9 protein-coding genes and 1 tRNA gene are annotated in these 15,648 nt (G+C 68.9%); 5 read left to right on the forward strand and 5 right to left on the reverse strand.

What is annotated here, in order from left to right; genetic code table 11:
• Positions 1–207: 207 nt before the first annotated feature.
• From ASV56_RS19725 to lipB, 4 genes are all read right to left on the reverse strand, one after another.
• Positions 208–699, reverse strand: coding sequence for a DUF2244 domain-containing protein (locus ASV56_RS19725; protein ID WP_062563678.1), 492 nt, complete (start codon positions 697–699; stop codon positions 208–210).
• A 3-nt stretch (positions 700–702) separates the two neighbouring features.
• A complete protein-coding gene (gene ctaD, locus ASV56_RS19730; protein ID WP_062563679.1) occupies positions 703–2,379 on the reverse strand; it encodes a cytochrome c oxidase subunit I in 1,677 nt (558 codons plus the stop codon).
• A 172-nt stretch (positions 2,380–2,551) separates the two neighbouring features.
• On the reverse strand, positions 2,552–3,064 hold the full coding sequence (locus ASV56_RS19735; RefSeq protein ID WP_062563680.1) for a c-type cytochrome: 513 nt from the start codon (positions 3,062–3,064) through the stop codon (positions 2,552–2,554).
• A gap of 145 nt (positions 3,065–3,209) precedes the next feature.
• On the reverse strand, positions 3,210–3,866 hold the full coding sequence (lipB, locus tag ASV56_RS19740; RefSeq protein ID WP_062563681.1) for a lipoyl(octanoyl) transferase LipB: 657 nt from the start codon (positions 3,864–3,866) through the stop codon (positions 3,210–3,212).
• 196 nt (positions 3,867–4,062) lie between these two features.
• Here lipB and metH point away from each other — a divergent pair, with 196 nt between their 5' ends.
• From metH to ASV56_RS19755, 3 genes are all read left to right on the forward strand, one after another.
• On the forward strand, positions 4,063–7,824 hold the full coding sequence (gene metH / locus ASV56_RS19745) for a methionine synthase (protein WP_062563682.1): 3,762 nt from the start codon (positions 4,063–4,065) through the stop codon (positions 7,822–7,824).
• Between the two features lie 76 nt (positions 7,825–7,900).
• A tRNA-Leu gene (locus ASV56_RS19750) sits at positions 7,901–7,987 on the forward strand.
• Between the two features lie 175 nt (positions 7,988–8,162).
• Complete coding sequence (locus tag ASV56_RS19755) at positions 8,163–9,461, forward strand: O-acetylhomoserine aminocarboxypropyltransferase/cysteine synthase family protein (protein WP_062563683.1); 1,299 nt, start codon at positions 8,163–8,165, stop codon at positions 9,459–9,461.
• Positions 9,462–9,513: 52 nt separating this feature from the next.
• Here ASV56_RS19755 and ASV56_RS19760 read toward each other — a convergent pair whose 3' ends face one another.
• Positions 9,514–10,368 carry an SIMPL domain-containing protein gene (locus ASV56_RS19760; RefSeq protein WP_062563684.1) on the reverse strand — a complete coding sequence of 285 codons (855 nt, stop codon included), beginning with the start codon at positions 10,366–10,368 and terminating at the stop codon, positions 9,514–9,516.
• Between the two features lie 201 nt (positions 10,369–10,569).
• On the opposite strand from ASV56_RS19760, the gene ASV56_RS19765 reads away from it, so the two are divergent.
• Both ASV56_RS19765 and ASV56_RS19770 read left to right on the forward strand, forming a co-directional pair.
• Positions 10,570–13,485, forward strand: coding sequence for a hypothetical protein (locus tag ASV56_RS19765; RefSeq protein ID WP_062563685.1), 2,916 nt, complete (start codon positions 10,570–10,572; stop codon positions 13,483–13,485).
• Entirely contained in the window at positions 13,485–15,395 is a 1,911-nt protein-coding gene (locus ASV56_RS19770) for a monovalent cation:proton antiporter-2 (CPA2) family protein (RefSeq protein ID WP_062563686.1), read from the forward strand. The genes ASV56_RS19765 and ASV56_RS19770 overlap by 1 nt, the downstream gene beginning before the upstream one ends.
• Positions 15,396–15,648: the final 253 nt, after the last annotated feature.

The following is a 15,648-nucleotide window of genomic DNA, read 5'->3' on the forward strand; positions in this document are numbered from 1 at the left end:
ATCCTCGTGCCTTACCCCGTCCCGGAAGGCCGCAGAAGCTGACGATTTGGACAGGTTTGCCGGCGCCATCCTTGCGGCTTCAAGATGCACCGCCGGTGCACGCATGGTGTACGGCCGGTGTCCGCCGGTCACAGGCAGTCTTTCTTTGATATCAGAAGGTTGCCGAAACCGTTGCACGTCATGCGCACGCCCCGTTGCGCGTCCGCCTCAGCCGCGCAACGCCCCCAGCCGCCGGGTCAGCTCATCCCGCAGCGCCACCCGCTCCTCGGGGGCCAGGAAGGCGCCCAGCTCGACCTCGCGCCGGCCGTCGGTCAGCACCAGGTAATCCTCGACCGGGCCATTCGCGCGCAGCACCGCCCGGACCCAATAGGGGTTGGTCCGCCAGATGCGGTCGGCGCGGCCCGGGTCGCTGCGCACCAGTTCGAGCCGGTCGTGCGACAGGTGCATCACCTCTTGCGGCACCCGATAGCTGTGCCGGATCGCCGCCCACAGCCCCCAGACCGCCAGCGCGGCAAAGGGCAGCAGGCCCCACAGCACCGCCGTGCCCAGCACCGCGATCAGCGGCAGCGCCAGGAAGCCCGCCGTCAGCCCGATCACCCAGGCAAAGCCACGCCGGGGCAGGGCGCGATGCGGGCGGATCTCCAGACGGAAAACGGCCCCGGATTGCTCCGGGGCCGCGTCATGCCATTGCCAGGGCATCGCTCAATGCGCGTGGCTGCGATCCCAGTCCTCGCGCTTGGGCAGCTGCTCGAACGTGTGCTCGGGCGGGGGCGAGGGCAGGGTCCATTCCAGCGTGTCGGCGTGCTCGTTCCAGTAGTTCGGCACGTTCACCCGGCGCCCGGCGAAGAGCGTGTAGAACACGATGCCGATGAACAGCAGGAAGGAGGCGAAGCTGATATAGGCGCCGATCGACGAGATGTTGTTCCAATAGGCGAACTCGACCGGGTAGTCGATGTAGCGCCGCGGCATGCCCTGGCGGCCCAGGAAGTGCTGCGGGAAGAAGATCAGGTTCGAGCCGAGGAACATCATCCAGAAATGCAGCTTGCCGGCCCATTCCGGGTATTGCCGGCCCGACATCTTGCCGATCCAGTAATAGACCCCGGCGAAGATGCCGAAGACCGCGCCCAGGCTCATCACGTAGTGGAAATGCGCCACGACGTAATAGGTGTCGTGATAGACCCGGTCCAGCGGCGCCTGCGACAGCACCACGCCGGTCACGCCGCCGACAGTGAACAGGAACAGGAAGCCGAAGGCCCAGAGCATCGGCGTCTTGAACTCGATCGAGCCGCCCCACATGGTCGCGATCCACGAGAACACCTTGATGCCGGTCGGCACGGCGATGGTCATGGTCGCCAGCATGAAATAGGCCTGCTGGGTCAGCGACATGCCGGCCGTATACATGTGATGCGCCCAGACCACGAAGCCCAGGATGCCGATCGCGGCCATGGCCAGCACCATCGGCAGGTAGCCGAAGATGGGCTTCCTCGCGAAGGTCGAGATCACGTGGCTGATGATGCCGAAGCCGGGCAGGATGATGATATAGACCTCGGGGTGGCCGAAGAACCACAGGATGTGCTGATAGAGCACCGGATCGCCGCCGCCTGCCGGGTCGAAGAAATGCGTGCCGAAGTTGCGGTCCATCAGCAGCATGGTGATCGCGCCCGCCAGCACCGGCAGCGACAGCAGGATCAGCCAGGCGGTGATGAAGACCGACCAGGCGAACAGCGGCACCTTGAACAGCGTCATGCCGGGGGCGCGCATGTTCAGGAAAGTGGTGATGATGTTGATCGCACCCAGGATCGACGAGGCGCCCGAGACGTGGACGGCAAAGATCGCCAGGTCCATCGAATAGCCGCCTTCGGTGGTCGAGAGCGGCGGATACAGCACCCAGCCCACGCCCGAGCCGGGCTGGTCCGAGCCGCCGGGTGCCAGCAGCGAGGCGATGCCCAGCGCCACGCCGCAGACATACATCCAGTAGCTGAGGTTGTTCAGCCGCGGGAAGGCCATGTCCGGGGCGCCGATGTGCAGCGGCATGAAATAGTTGCCGAAACCGCCGAACAGCGCCGGGATGACGACGAAGAACATCATGAGCACGCCGTGATAGGTGATCATGACGTTCCAGAGATGCCCGTTCGGGGTGCATTCCGCCGAGGCGTCGGCGATCAGCCGCGCGCCTTCCAGGCACATGAGCTGCACGCCGGGATGCTGCAGCTCCATGCGCATGTAGACGGTGAAGCAGACCGAGATCAGGCCGACGACGCCGGCCGTGAACAGGTAAAGGATACCGATATCCTTGTGGTTGGTTGACATGAACCAGCGGGTGAAGAACCCGCGGGTGTCATGATGGCCACCGTGGCCGTGAACGGCTGCGTCTGCCATGCGTGGACTCCCTCAGATGCGGCTGGCCGGCCTCGGGGGCCAGCGGACTCGCTATCGGTTCTAGAACAGGATGATGGGCTGAGGCAATCCGCCACAGGTCTCAAATGACACGCCCCCGGACGCTTTCGGCGTGCCGGGGGCGCGAATGTTGCCGCTTGGCGACAGGATCGGCTCAGTTCGACGCCGGCGCGGCGGGAGTCTCTGCAGGGGCCTCGGCGGGAGCATCGGCCGCGGGCGCGTCGCCGGCCGCGGGGGCGGCGCCCGCCTCGGGCGAGTGCTGCGCCAGGAAGGCCACCACGTCGGCCTGGTTCTTGGTCATCTTGAAGGTCATCTTGGTCTTCAGCGACTTGTCGCCGACCTTCTCCTCGACGTATTTGTTCGGGTCGGTGATGTAATGCTCCAGATCCTCGGTGGTCCAGACCTCGCCGGCCTCGCCTAGCTTGATCAGCGCGTCGGAATATTTGAAGCCTTCCTCGGTGCCGGCCTTGCGCCCGACCACGCCGTAGAGGTTCGGCCCGGTCTTGCCGCCCTTGACCACATCCGAGCCGTCCGGCGACTGGATCATGTGGCAGGCCTTGCACTTCTTGAATTCCTTCTCGCCCTTGGCCGGGTCTCCGGCGTCCTGGGCCATGGCGGGCAGGGCGAGAAACGTGGCGGCGAGAGTGGCGTAGATGCTGGTCTTCATCGCGAATCCTCTGGGTTCTTTTCCTTGAGTCGACGAGAGGACCCTCGTCCTCCTCCGAAGTACAGGGGTAACATGCCGGGCTGGGGTGCAACACCGTCAAAAAGTCGCAGAAAGTTTTGAGACTGCTTTTCCGTGCGGGTGAAAATCAGCCGGCCAGCGGCGGGAAATGCCGTGCGAATCCGGCCCGCAGCGCCAGGTCGAGGTCGCCCATCCCGACCGGCAGGCCGAGATCGACCAGGCTGGTCACGCCATGGCCCTGGATGCCGCAGGGCACGATGCCGGCGTAATGGCCGAGGTCGGGCTCGACATTGATCGAGATGCCGTGGAAGCTGACCCAGCGGCGCAGCTTGACGCCGATGGCGGCGATCTTGTCCTCGCGCATGCTGCCGTCGGGCAGCGGCGCCTTGTCGGGGCGGGCGATCCAGACGCCGACGCGGCCGTCGCGGATCTCGCCCTTCAGGTTGAACTCGGTCAGGGCATCGATGACCCAGGATTCGAGCGCCTTGACGAAGGCGCGCACGTCGCGGCCGCGTCGATTCAGGTCCAGCATGACATAGACTACGCGCTGGCCGGGCCCGTGATAGGTATATTGCCCGCCGCGGCCGGTCTCGTGCACCGGGAAGCGGGCGCTGAGCAGGTCTTCGGCCCTGGCCGAGGTGCCGGCGGTATAGAGCGGCGGGTGCTCGACCAGCCAGATCAGCTCGTCGGCGCGGCCGTCGTGGATCGCGGCGGCGCGCGCCTCCATGAAAGCCACGGCTTGCGGATAGTCGGTCAGTCCGGGGGCGGTGATCCATTCGGTCATGGCCGGCAGATATTCCTGCGGACGGGCTGTCGCAAGGGGGCGCCGTCGGCGGTGGGGGCGCTGCCCCCACGCCCCCGGGGTATTTGCCGAGCAAAGAAACATGAGCCTGCTTCAAGATCATTGTGCGGATGTTGAATTTCACTAAATGCCTGTGTGCCTGTATAGGTTGCCACCCAACCCAAGTCCGGATGCCGCCATGACCCTGCCCAAGTCCCCCGTCTTCGAAGCCCTGCGCGAGGCCGCGCGCCAGCGTATCCTGATCCTCGACGGCGCCATGGGCACGCAGATCCAGCAGCTGGGCCTGAAGGAGGACGATTTCCGCGGCCATGGCGGCGGCTGCAACTGCGGCTGCCATCCGCCGGCGCCGGGCGAGCATCCGCAGCAGGGCAACAACGACCTGCTGATCCTGACCCAGCCCGCAGCGATCGAGGAGATCCATTACCGCTATGCCAAGGCGGGCGCGGATATCGTCGAGACCAACACCTTTTCCTCGACCACCATCGCCCAGGCGGATTACGGCATGGAGGCGGCGGTCTATGACCTGAACTTCCACGGCGCCCGCATCGCGCGCCGGGCGCTGGACCGCGCCACCGCCGAGGACGGGCGGCTGCGCTGGGTCGCGGGCGCGGTGGGGCCGACCAATCGGACGGCCTCGATCAGCCCGGACGTGAACAACCCCGGCTATCGTGCCGTGACTTTTGACGATCTGCGCGTGGCCTATGCCCAGCAGATCCGCGGGTTGATCGATGGTGGTGCCGACCTGATCCTGATCGAGACCATCTTCGACACGCTGAACGCCAAGGCGGCGATCTTTGCCTGCGAAGAGGTCTTTTCCGACGTGGGGCTGCGGCTGCCGGTGATGATCTCGGGCACCATCACCGACCTGTCGGGGCGCACGCTGTCGGGGCAGACGCCGACCGCCTTCTGGTATTCGGTCAGCCACGCCCGGCCGGCCACCATCGGGCTGAACTGCGCGCTGGGGGCCGCCGCCATGCGCCCGCACCTGGCCGAGCTTTCCTCGGTCGCGGATACGCTGATCTGCGCCTATCCCAACGCCGGCCTGCCGAACGAGATGGGCCAATACGACGAATCGCCCGAGGAGATGGCCGCGCAGGTCGCCGAATTCGCCCGCGAGGGTCTGGTGAACGTGGTCGGCGGCTGCTGCGGCTCGACGCCTGCGCATATCGCCGCCATTGCCCGCGCCGTCGAGGGCCTGCCGCCGCGCGCGATCCCCGAGATCGAGCCGCGGCTGCGCCTGTCGGGGCTGGAGCCCTTCTTCAAGACCGACGACATTCCCTTCGTCAACGTGGGCGAGCGCACGAACGTCACCGGCTCGGCCAAGTTCCGCAAGCTGATCACCAATGGCGATTACGCCGCCGCGCTGGACGTGGCGCGGGACCAGGTCGAGAACGGTGCCCAGATCATCGACGTCAACATGGACGAAGGCTTGATCGATTCGAAGCAGGCGATGATCGACTATCTGAACCTGATCGCGGCCGAGCCCGACATCGCCCGCGTGCCGGTGATGATCGACAGCTCGAAATGGGAGGTGATCGAGGCCGGGCTGAAATGCGTGCAGGGCAAGGCCATCGTGAACTCGATCTCGCTGAAGGAGGGCGAGGCGGCGTTCCTGTATCACGCGGACCTGTGCCGCCGCTACGGTGCCGCCGTGGTGGTCATGGCCTTCGACGAGAAGGGCCAGGCCGACACCGAGAACCGCAAGGTCGAGATCTGCGCGCGGGCCTATGACATCCTGGTCAACCGCGTCGGCTTCCCGGCCGAGGACATCATCTTCGACCCGAACATCTTCGCCATCGCCACCGGGATCGAGGAGCACGACAACTACGGGTTGGACTTCATCGGCGCGACGCGGCGGATCATGCAGCAGCTGCCGCATGTGCATGTCTCGGGCGGGGTGTCGAACCTGAGCTTCAGCTTCCGCGGCAACGAGCCGGTGCGCGAGGCGATGCATGCGGTGTTCCTGTATCACGCGATCCAGGCCGGCATGGACATGGGCATCGTCAACGCCGGCCAGCTGGCGGTCTATGACCAGATCGAGCCCAGCCTGCGCGAGGCCTGCGAGGACGTGGTGCTGAACCGCAAGCCCAAGGCCGGCGGCACGGCGACTGAGAACATGCTGGAGATTGCCGAGCGTTTCCGCGGCGAGGGCGGCGCGAAGGCCCGCGAAAAGGACCTGACCTGGCGGACCTGGCCGGTGGACAAGCGGCTGGAACATGCCCTCGTCAACGGCATCACCGAATATATCGACGAGGACACCGAGGAGGCCCGCCTTGCCGCCGCGCGGCCGCTGCATGTGATCGAGGGCCCCTTGATGGCCGGGATGAACGTGGTCGGCGACCTTTTCGGCTCGGGCAAGATGTTCCTGCCGCAGGTGGTGAAATCGGCGCGGGTGATGAAGCAGGCGGTGGCGCATCTGCTGCCTTATATGGAGGCCGAGAAGGCCGCGGCCGGCGGTGGTGGCGGCGCCTCCAGCGCTGGCAAGATCCTGATGGCGACGGTCAAGGGCGACGTGCATGACATCGGCAAGAACATCGTCGGCGTCGTGCTGGCCTGCAACAATTACGAGATCATCGACCTGGGCGTGATGGTCCCGGCGACCAAGATCCTGGAAACCGCCAAGGCCGAAAAGGTGGATATCATCGGCCTGTCCGGCCTGATCACCCCCTCGCTGGACGAGATGGCGCATGTCGCCGCGGAAATGGAGCGCGAGGGTTTCGACATTCCGCTGCTGATCGGTGGCGCGACGACAAGCCGCGTGCATACCGCCGTGAAGATCCACCCGCGCTATGCCAAGGGGCAGGCGGTCTATGTCACCGACGCCAGCCGCGCCGTGGGCGTGGTGGGCAGCCTGCTCTCGGGCCAGAAATCGGCCTATGTCGACACGGTTCGCGCCGAATACCTGGACGTGGCAAACCGCCATGCCCGCGCCGAGGCGGAGAAGAAGCGGCTGCCGCTGGCCTCGGCCCGCGACAATGCCGTGCGCATCGACTGGACCGGCTATCAGGCCAAGGCGCCCGAATTCCTGGGTGCGCGCGTCATCGACGATTTCGACCTGGCCGAGATCGCGCGCTATATCGACTGGACGCCGTTCTTCCAGACCTGGGAGCTGAAGGGGGTCTATCCGCGTATCCTTCAGGACGAAAAGCAGGGCGAGGTGGCGCGCCAACTCTTCGCCGATGCGCAGGCGATGCTGACGCGCATCATCGACGAATCCTGGTTCAAGCCGCGCGCCGTCATCGGCTTCTGGCCGGCGAATCGCATGGGCGACGACATCCGCCTGTTCACCGCCGACGACCGCGCGCATGAGCTGGCGACGCTGCATACCCTGCGCCAGCAGGTCAGCAAGCGCGACGGCCGCCCGAACGTGGCCCTGGCCGATTTCGTCGCGCCCGAGGGCCATCGCGACTATGTCGGCGGCTTCGTGGTGACGGCGGGCGGCGAAGAGCAGCAGATCGCCGAGCGGTTCAAGGCGGCGCATGACGATTTCTCGGCGATCCTGGTGCAGGCGCTGGCCGACCGCTTCGCCGAGGCGCTGGCCGAGATGATGCACGAGCGGGTGCGCAAGCAATACTGGGGCTATGCCGAGGAAGACTTCAGCCCCGAGGAACTGGCGGCCGAACCCTACAAGGGCATCCGCCCGGCGCCCGGCTATCCCGCCCAGCCCGACCACACCGAAAAGACCACGCTGTTCCGGCTGCTGGATGCGACGGCGGCGACCGGGGTCGAACTGACCGAGTCCATGGCGATGTGGCCCGGCTCGTCGGTCTCGGGCCTCTATATCGGCCATCCCGAGGCCTATTATTTCGGCGTCGCCAAGGTCGAGCACGACCAGGTTCTGGACTATGCCCATCGCAAGGGCATGTCGCTGCGCGAGGCCGAGCGCTGGCTGGCGCCGATCCTGAACTATACCCCGCAAGGCGCCGTGGCGGCGGAGTGAAAATCGCGTGCGGCGGGTGAAAATCTCTCTTTTCATCCGCCGCGCAACCGTCTAGAACGCGCGGGCCTGCGGCAGTGCGGTCGTGGCGGAATTGGTAGACGCGCAGCGTTGAGGTCGCTGTTCCTTAACCGGAGTGGAAGTTCGAGTCTTCTCGACCGCACCAACATCCCTTCCCTGAAGCGATGCCATGCTCATTCCCGCCCCGGCGGAGAAAGCGCGTTCTCCTGGACGGCTGCGCGGCGCCATGCCGCGTCTTTCCCGGCGCCATCCCCCGGATTTCGATGGATTTCCGCTGCGAAACCCGCCTAGTCTCTGGCCCGCAGCTAGGGAGAGTTTCCATGTCCGACAGCATGTCCCCCGATTGGGGCTTCGACACCAGCGCCGTCCATGCCGGCAGCGCGCCCGACCCGGCGACCGGCTCGCGCCAGGTGCCGATCTATCAGACCACCGCCTATGTGTTCCAGGACGCCGGCCATGCCGCGCGGCTCTTCGGCCTGCAGGAGGTCGGCTATATCTATTCCCGCCTGACCAACCCGACCGTGGCCGCGCTGCAGACCCGCATCGCGGCGCTGGAGGGCGGCGCGGGCGCGGTCTGCTGTTCCTCGGGCCATGCGGCGCAGATCATGGCGCTGTTCCCGCTGATGGGGCCGGGCCGGAACATCATCGCCTCGACCCGGCTCTATGGCGGCACCATCACCCAGTTCAGCCAGACCATCAAGCGCTTCGGCTGGTCGTGCAAGTTCGTCGACCTGGACGATCTCGAGGCGTTGCGGGCGGCGGCGGACGAGGATACCCGCGCCATCTTCTGCGAATCGATCTCCAACCCCGGCGGCTATGTCACCGACATTCCGGCGGTGGCCAGGGTGGCGGACGAGCTTGGCGTCCCGCTGATCGTCGACAACACGCTGGCGACGCCCTGGCTTTGCAAGCCGCTGGAGCTGGGCGCCACGCTGGTCGTGCACAGCCTGACGAAATACATCACCGGCAATGGCACGGTGACCGGCGGCGTGATTGTGGACAGCGGCAAGTTCGACTGGTCGGCCTCGGACAAGTTCCCCAGCCTGTCGCAGCCCGAGCCGGCCTATCACGGGCTGAAGTTCCACGAGACCTTCGGCAGCCTCGCCTTCACCTTCCACGGCATTGCCATCGGGCTGCGCGACCTGGGCATGACCATGAACCCGCAGGCCGCGCATTACACGCTGATGGGGGTCGAGACCCTGGGCCTGCGCATGCAGCGCCATGTCGAGAACGCGCAAAAGGTCGCGGAATGGCTGGAGAAGGACCCGCGCGTCACCTCGGTCACCTATGCCGGCCTCGCGTCCTCGCCCTGGAACGCCACCGCGCGGCGGGTCTATCCCAAGGGGGCGGGGGCGCTTTTCACCTTCTCGATCAAGGGCGGCTATGACGCGGCGGTAAAGCTGGTCGACAGCCTGAAGCTCTTCAGCCATGTCGCGAACCTGGGCGATGCCCGCTCGCTGGTGATCCATTCCGCCTCGACCACGCACAGCCAGCTCAGCGACGCGCAGAAGATCGCGGCCGGGGCCGGGCCGGACGTGGTGCGGCTGTCGATCGGCATCGAAGACGCGCAGGACATTATCGCCGATCTCGACCAGGCGCTGGCGGCGGCGACGGCCTGAACGAAACGGGCGGCGGAATGGCCCGCCGCCCTTTCTGCTGCATTTGCGGCGCTCAGTTTGCCGGCGCCTCGCCTTCGGGCGCGTCGGGAGCCGGCGCGTCGGGGGCAGGGGCATCGGGGGCAGGGGCCGTGTCCGGCGCCGCGCCGCCCTCATGCATGGCGAAGACCGCGGTCACATGGGCCGTCACCGCCAGCTCGCCCGCCTCGATCGGCGTGTCGGCCTGCTTGGCCGCAGCCGCCATCATCATTGGGCGCGGCCCGCCGCCGGCCTGCGCCTCGGAGAGCGAGATCAGCGGCCCGAGCTTCATCCCGGCCGCCTCGGCCATGACCTCGGCGCGGTGGCGCGCATCGGCGATGGCGGCGGCGCGGGCCTGGTCCAGCGCCTCGGTCATGTCCTCGCGCGAGAAGCTGATGCCGCTGATCTCATTGGCGCCCGAGGCGACCAGCTTGTCCAGCACCCCGCCAAGCGCCGCGATGTCGCGCACACGCAGCGTCACCATGTTCTGCGCAGCGTAGCCGGTCAGCTTGGGCGGCTGGCCGTCCTGATAGTCGATGACCGGCGACAGGCTCAGCCCCGAGGTCTGGATGTCGCGGGCCTCGATCCCCTCGGCCTTCAGCGCCTCGATGACCTTGCCTTGCTGCTCGGCGTTCTGCGCCATGGCCTCGGCGGCGGTGGCGGCGCGCGAGCTGACCCCCAGCGAGATCGTCGCCATGTCGGGCTGGGCCGCGGACTGGCCCTCGCCGGTCACGGTCAGCTTGGCCATGGGGCCGTGATGCTTGCCGGGGTGTTTCATGGCATGCTGTCCGATCTGCGGCGGCGGGGCGTCGGGGGCGGTCTGGGCCAGCAGCGGGCCGGCGCCGATGGCGATCAGCGTCGCCGCGGTCAGCAGGGGGCGGAATGGGGCCATGATCTCTGTCTCCTTGGCGCGGCCTTGGGGAAGGATTCTGGCCGCGCGATTGTCGTTCCCGCCCCATAACACCGGAAATCGCGGTTTGGATGCCTCACAATCCGGTGTTCCGCTTTTCACGGATCGCGTTCTGCGGTAGTCCATTCAAAAAGATCACAAGAACGCGCGCAGGCGCCCGGGACCGCAGAGCAAAGCCTATTCATGTCGCTTGATTCCGTTACCGAATACGCCCTTTCCTTCAGCGAGGATGCCGTGCATCTGCAACGCCGCGAGACGGCGGCCGAGGGGCAGGTGCCGGCCGCATGGCGCCATCTCGGCTCGGTCGAGTTCGACTCGGCCGGGTTTCGCGACGAATTGACCGCGCTGCGCGCCATGGCCGGGGACGCGGCCCCGCTGCCGGTGACGCTGGTCATTCCCGACGACCAGATCCTTTACACCACCCTGACCGTCGCCCCCGGCGCCGACCGCGAGCGGTCGGTGGGCCGGGCACTGGACGGGCTGACCCCCTATGCCATCGACGACCTGGCCTTCGACTGGGAGGGCGACGGCGACAGCGTGCGGGTCGCCGCCGTGGCGCGCCAGACCCTGCGCGAGGCGCGCGACTTCGCCGCGCAATACGGCTTCGACGGCCAGGGCTTCTGCGCCGCCCCGTCCGAGGGCGCCTATCCGGGCGAGCCGGTCTTCGTGCTGGATCCGCCGGCCCGCGCCCGGCCCGCGGTCGATCCGGCCCAGGCCGGCGTGACCTCGGCCGGGCTGCAATTCGCCGAGGACAGCGCGGCCTCGGATCTGGACCTGGGCGGCGACGTGACGGAGGCCGCGGCGGAAACCCCCGCCGAACCCGGGCCGACGGTGGAGCCCGAGACGCAGATGCCCGCCGCCGAAGCGCCGCCGGCCCCGGCACCGGCCGCCGATGCGACGCCCGCGGAAACCGATGCGCCCAAGGCCGATGCCGCCACGGCCGATGTGCCGGACCCCGAGGTACCCGAGCCGGAAGCGAAAGCGCCCGAGCCCGCCGATGATGCGCCCGCCCCGCCGGCCGGCGCAGCCGAGGCCGAGACCGCCGAGGCCGCGGTCGCCGTAGTGCGCCACGCGCCGACCGCCGCCGAGGGTGCCGCGGCCCTGAACCCGCGCGCCCGGGCCATCCATGAACGCGCCGCCGGCGCCCGCAAGACGCGCGAGACCGTGGCCGCGCCGCCGCCCGGCCGCCGCCCGGGCGAGCGTGGCGGGCTGGTCGGCCTCGTCGGCATGCTGGCGGCGCTGGTCGCCGGGCTGATCCTGATCTGGGCCTTCGTGGTGCCGCGCGACGGTGGCGACAGCCTGGCCGAATCCGCCCCCACGGCCGAGCAGCCGGCCGATCCGGCGCCGCAAGCCGCCGCAACCGCACCCGTCCCCGAAGCCGCGCCGGAGCCCGTCGTGGCAGCCGCCCCCGAACCTGCGGCCGTCTCGGCGGTTGCCCCGCAAACCGCGGCCCCTGCTCGGCCCGCGCCGCAGCTGGCCGCGCCCGCCGCGCCGATCTCGGCCCTGACCGAGGAGGAGCGCCGGCGCGTCATCGTTGCCGCCGCCGCGGTCGCCGCCGCCGTGGTGCCGCCCTCGACCCATGCCGCCGCGCCTGCGGCCCCGGATGCGCCGGCCGCGGTCCCGCTGCAAGCGCCCGCCGTCGCCGCTGCCGCCCCGGCAGCCAGCGTCGCCGCCACCCGCCCCGCTGCCGCGCCGCAGCAGGTGGCCCGGACCACGTCCTCGGCCGCACGGCCGACCGCCCCGGCGCGGGCAGCGGGACGCCTCAGCAGTTCGGCGCGGCCGCAGCTGGCGCCGCGGCGCAGCACGCCGCAGACCAGCGCGCCGCGTGCCGACAGCGCGCCGCGCCTGCCGGCCGATCCCTTGCCCTATGCGGCAAGCCAGAAGGCGGCGCAGCCGATCCGCGCCACCCGTCCGCCGGAGCGCGCCCGCCGCGCCGTCGCCCCGGCCGCGACGCCGGCCGCCAGCCCGACTGCGGCGCCCGCCGGCCGGGTCGCCCAGGATACGGCGCTGCGCGGCTCGTCCCGGCCGCCGCTGCGCCCCGAGGGCGCGGCCCCCGACCTGATCGAGGACGAGCCGCTGACCCCGGCCGATGACCGGCAGTTGCGCGATCTGATCCGAGACCTGGGCCGGCACGGCCTGGTCGAGGCCCGGATGGTGCCTGCGGCCGAGGGCGCGCGGCTGGCCCAGGCCCGGCCGTTGCGCAAGCCCGGCAGGGCCGCCACCGCCAGCGATGCGGTCAGCGCCTCGGCCGTCGATGCCGCGCTGCGCGCCGCCACGACGCCACCACCGGACAAGCCCGGCCGCAGCGCGGAAGCCGCGACGCCCGCCCGGGATTCGGGCGGGCTTTTGCGTGGCTCGTCCCGCCCGCAGCCGCGTCCCGGCAAAGGCGGCGCCACGCCCTCGGCCGGAGCCATCGACGCGGCGCTGTCGGCCGCTGCCGCCGCGCCTGCGGCGACGCCGGGCGCGGTGCAGCTTTCGGCGCTCGCCTCGTCGCCCTTGCCGCCCCGGCGCGGCGCTGCGGCCGAGCCCGCCGCCGACCCGACGCCCGGCCCCGAACCGGCCGCGGCGGCCCCGGCAGCGGCCGCGCCGGCTGCGGGCCCCAGCGATGCCGAGATCGCCGCCCGCCGTGCGCTCGACGAGCAATTGCAGGCCCAGGCCGAGGCGCGCATCCGCGCCCGCGCCCAGGCCGATGCCGCCGCCGAGGCCCAGGCCCGCGCCCAGGCCGAAGCCCGCGCCCGCGCCCAGGCCGAGGCCGAGGAACGCGCCGCCCGCGCCCGCAAGCAGGATTACAAGCCGCCGGAAATCGACAACGAGCCCGAGATCGCCGCCTCGGCCCTGTCGAAAGGCGTGTCCTCGGCCAGCGTCGCCAAGGCCGCGACCCAGGCGCGCGGCATGGACACCGGCCGCACCACCATCATCGGCATCATCGGCGCCGGCCAGGCCAGCCGGGCGCTGATCCGGCTGCGCAGCGGCAAGGTGGTGACGGTGCGGCTGGGCGACCGCATCGACGGCGGCACCATCAACTCGATCGGCAACGGGCGGCTGACCTATGTGAAGTCGGGCCGCACCCACGAACTGCGGATGCTGGACGGGCGCTGATGGAATCCTTCCTGCTGATCGCCACCGTCTACCTGCTGACGATGGTGATCGCCGTGCCGCTGTCGGCGCGGCTGGGCCTGGGATCGGTGCTGGGCTATCTGGTCTCGGGCATCGTGATCGGGCCGGTGCTGGGCATCGCGGGTTCCGCCGGGGCCATGGCCGACCTGCAGCATTTCGCCGAATTCGGCGTGGTGATGATGCTGTTCCTGATCGGGCTGGAGCTGGAGCCCGAGGCGCTGTGGCAGATGCGCAAGAAGCTTCTGGGCCTGGCCGGGATGCAGATCCTGGGCACCGTGGCGCTGCTGGCGCTGCTGGCGATGGCGCTGAACCAGGACTGGCATGTCGCGGTGACGCTGGGCATGATCCTGTCGCTGAGCTCGACCGCCATCGTCTTGCAGACCCTGTCGGAAAAATCGCTGATGCAGACCCCGGGCGGGCGCAGCGCCTTCGCCGTGCTCTTGACCCAGGACATCGCGGTGATCCCGATGCTGGCGCTGATGCCGCTGCTGGCGACACGCGCGCCGTTGCCCACGTCCGAGGAGCATATCGGCGAGGCCTTCATGCATTCGCTGCCCGGCTGGGCGGCGGCGCTGGTCACCCTGGGCGCGGTGGCGGCGGTGATCCTGATCGGGCAATACCTGATCCGGCCGATGTTCCGCTATGTCTATTCGGCGCGGCTGAACGAGCTCGACACCGCGCTCGCGCTGCTGATCGTGGTGGGCATCGCCTCGCTGATGGAATTCGTCGGCCTGTCGCCCGCGCTTGGCACCTTCCTGGCCGGGGTCATGCTGGCCGGGTCCGAGTTCCGCCACGAGCTCGAGGGCCAGATCGCGCCCTTCAAGGGGCTGCTGCTGGGGCTGTTCTTCATCACCGTCGGCGCCGGCATGGACTTCGGCATCCTGTTCCAGCAGCCGGGGACCGTGCTGGGCGTGACGGTCGCGCTGATCGCGATCAAGGCGGTCGTCCTGCACCTGATCGCCCGGCTGACCGGGTTGCGCGGCCGCGACCGCACGCTGTTCACCCTGTCGCTGGCGCAGGCCGGGGAATTCGGCTTCGTGCTGATCTCCTATGCGGTTTCGCTGGCGATCCTGCCGCGTGCCCTCGCTCAGGGCATCCTGCTGGTCATCGCGCTGTCGATGCTGGCGACGCCGCTTCTCTTCATCCTGTCGGACTTCATCTCGCGCCGCATCGCCGAGGAACGCGCCAGCGACCTCGCCGACGAGATCGAGGAGCAGCAGCCGATCATCATCGCCGGCGTCGGCCGCTTCGGCCAGGTGCTGAACCGGCTGGTGACCATGTCGGGCTTCAAGACCACGGTGCTGGACCACGACCTCGCGGTCATCCAGCTGATGCGCCGCTTCGGCTTCAAGGGCTATTTCGGCGACCCGACCCGGCCCGAGATCCTGGCGGCGGCCGGGCTCGACAAGGCGCGCGTGCTGGTCGCGGCGCTCGACGACCCCGAGGCGAACCTGCGCCTGGTGCGCTATGCCAAGGAAAAGCGCCCCGACATCGTGGTGATTGCCCGCGCCCGCGACCGGGTGAACGTGTTCCAGCTTTACGCCGCCAAGGCCGACCATATCGTGCGCGAGACCTTCGACAGCTCGCTGCGCGCCGGGCGCTATGCGCTGGAGCATGTCGGCCTGTCGCCCTATGAGGCGGCCGAGCTGGAGCGCATCTTCTACCGCATGGACCGCGCCCATCTGCGCGAACTGGCCGAGGTCTGGAAGCCTGGCGTCCCGGTCGAGGAAAATCCCGACTACATGGCGCTGAGCCGCGACCTGAACCGGCAGCTGGAAAACGCCCTGATCGAGCGCTTCTCGCACGGTCCCAGCGCCGCGCCCATCGGGTCCGAAGGCGACGAGGCGCCCGAGCACGGGCTGGCCCGTCCCGGTCGTCCAGGTGGTCGCTGAGGTCAATGTCCGGGCTTTCCGGTTGTTGCTCGGTCGGGTTCGGGTATTTGGAAAACGGTAAATGCAGGATTGGCGAGAGCCTGGCGCGGTCCATTCTGGTGGCGCCGCGGCGGTTGGGTATTTGAGGAGCAAAGAAGCGCGCAAGAGATCTTGTCTTCACTGTTTTCCAAATACTCCTGCGGCGCTGCCACGGCCCGGGCCTTGCCGGGCGGGCGCCGAGACCCTAAAAGGCGGGCAGCCTTGCCAAGGGGAA

It is taken from the genome of Paracoccus aminovorans (assembly GCF_001546115.1).
In the GTDB taxonomy this organism is placed as follows: domain Bacteria; phylum Pseudomonadota; class Alphaproteobacteria; order Rhodobacterales; family Rhodobacteraceae; genus Paracoccus; species Paracoccus aminovorans_B.

What these genes read in the sequence shown, in the direction of transcription:
- lipB (WP_062563681.1), bottom strand. Translation starts at nt 3,866, where the DNA reads ATGACCGAATGGATCACCGCCCCCGGACTGACCGACTATCCGCAAGCC.
- ASV56_RS19770 (WP_062563686.1), top strand. Translation starts at nt 13,485, where the DNA reads ATGGAATCCTTCCTGCTGATCGCCACCGTCTACCTGCTGACGATGGTG.
- ASV56_RS19755 (WP_062563683.1), top strand. Translation starts at nt 8,163, where the DNA reads ATGTCCGACAGCATGTCCCCCGATTGGGGCTTCGACACCAGCGCCGTC.
- ASV56_RS19765 (WP_062563685.1), top strand. Translation starts at nt 10,570, where the DNA reads ATGTCGCTTGATTCCGTTACCGAATACGCCCTTTCCTTCAGCGAGGAT.
- ASV56_RS19760 (WP_062563684.1), bottom strand. Translation starts at nt 10,368, where the DNA reads ATGGCCCCATTCCGCCCCCTGCTGACCGCGGCGACGCTGATCGCCATC.
- ASV56_RS19725 (WP_062563678.1), bottom strand. Translation starts at nt 699, where the DNA reads ATGCCCTGGCAATGGCATGACGCGGCCCCGGAGCAATCCGGGGCCGTT.
- metH (WP_062563682.1), top strand. Translation starts at nt 4,063, where the DNA reads ATGACCCTGCCCAAGTCCCCCGTCTTCGAAGCCCTGCGCGAGGCCGCG.
- ctaD (WP_062563679.1), bottom strand. Translation starts at nt 2,379, where the DNA reads ATGGCAGACGCAGCCGTTCACGGCCACGGTGGCCATCATGACACCCGC.
- ASV56_RS19735 (WP_062563680.1), bottom strand. Translation starts at nt 3,064, where the DNA reads ATGAAGACCAGCATCTACGCCACTCTCGCCGCCACGTTTCTCGCCCTG.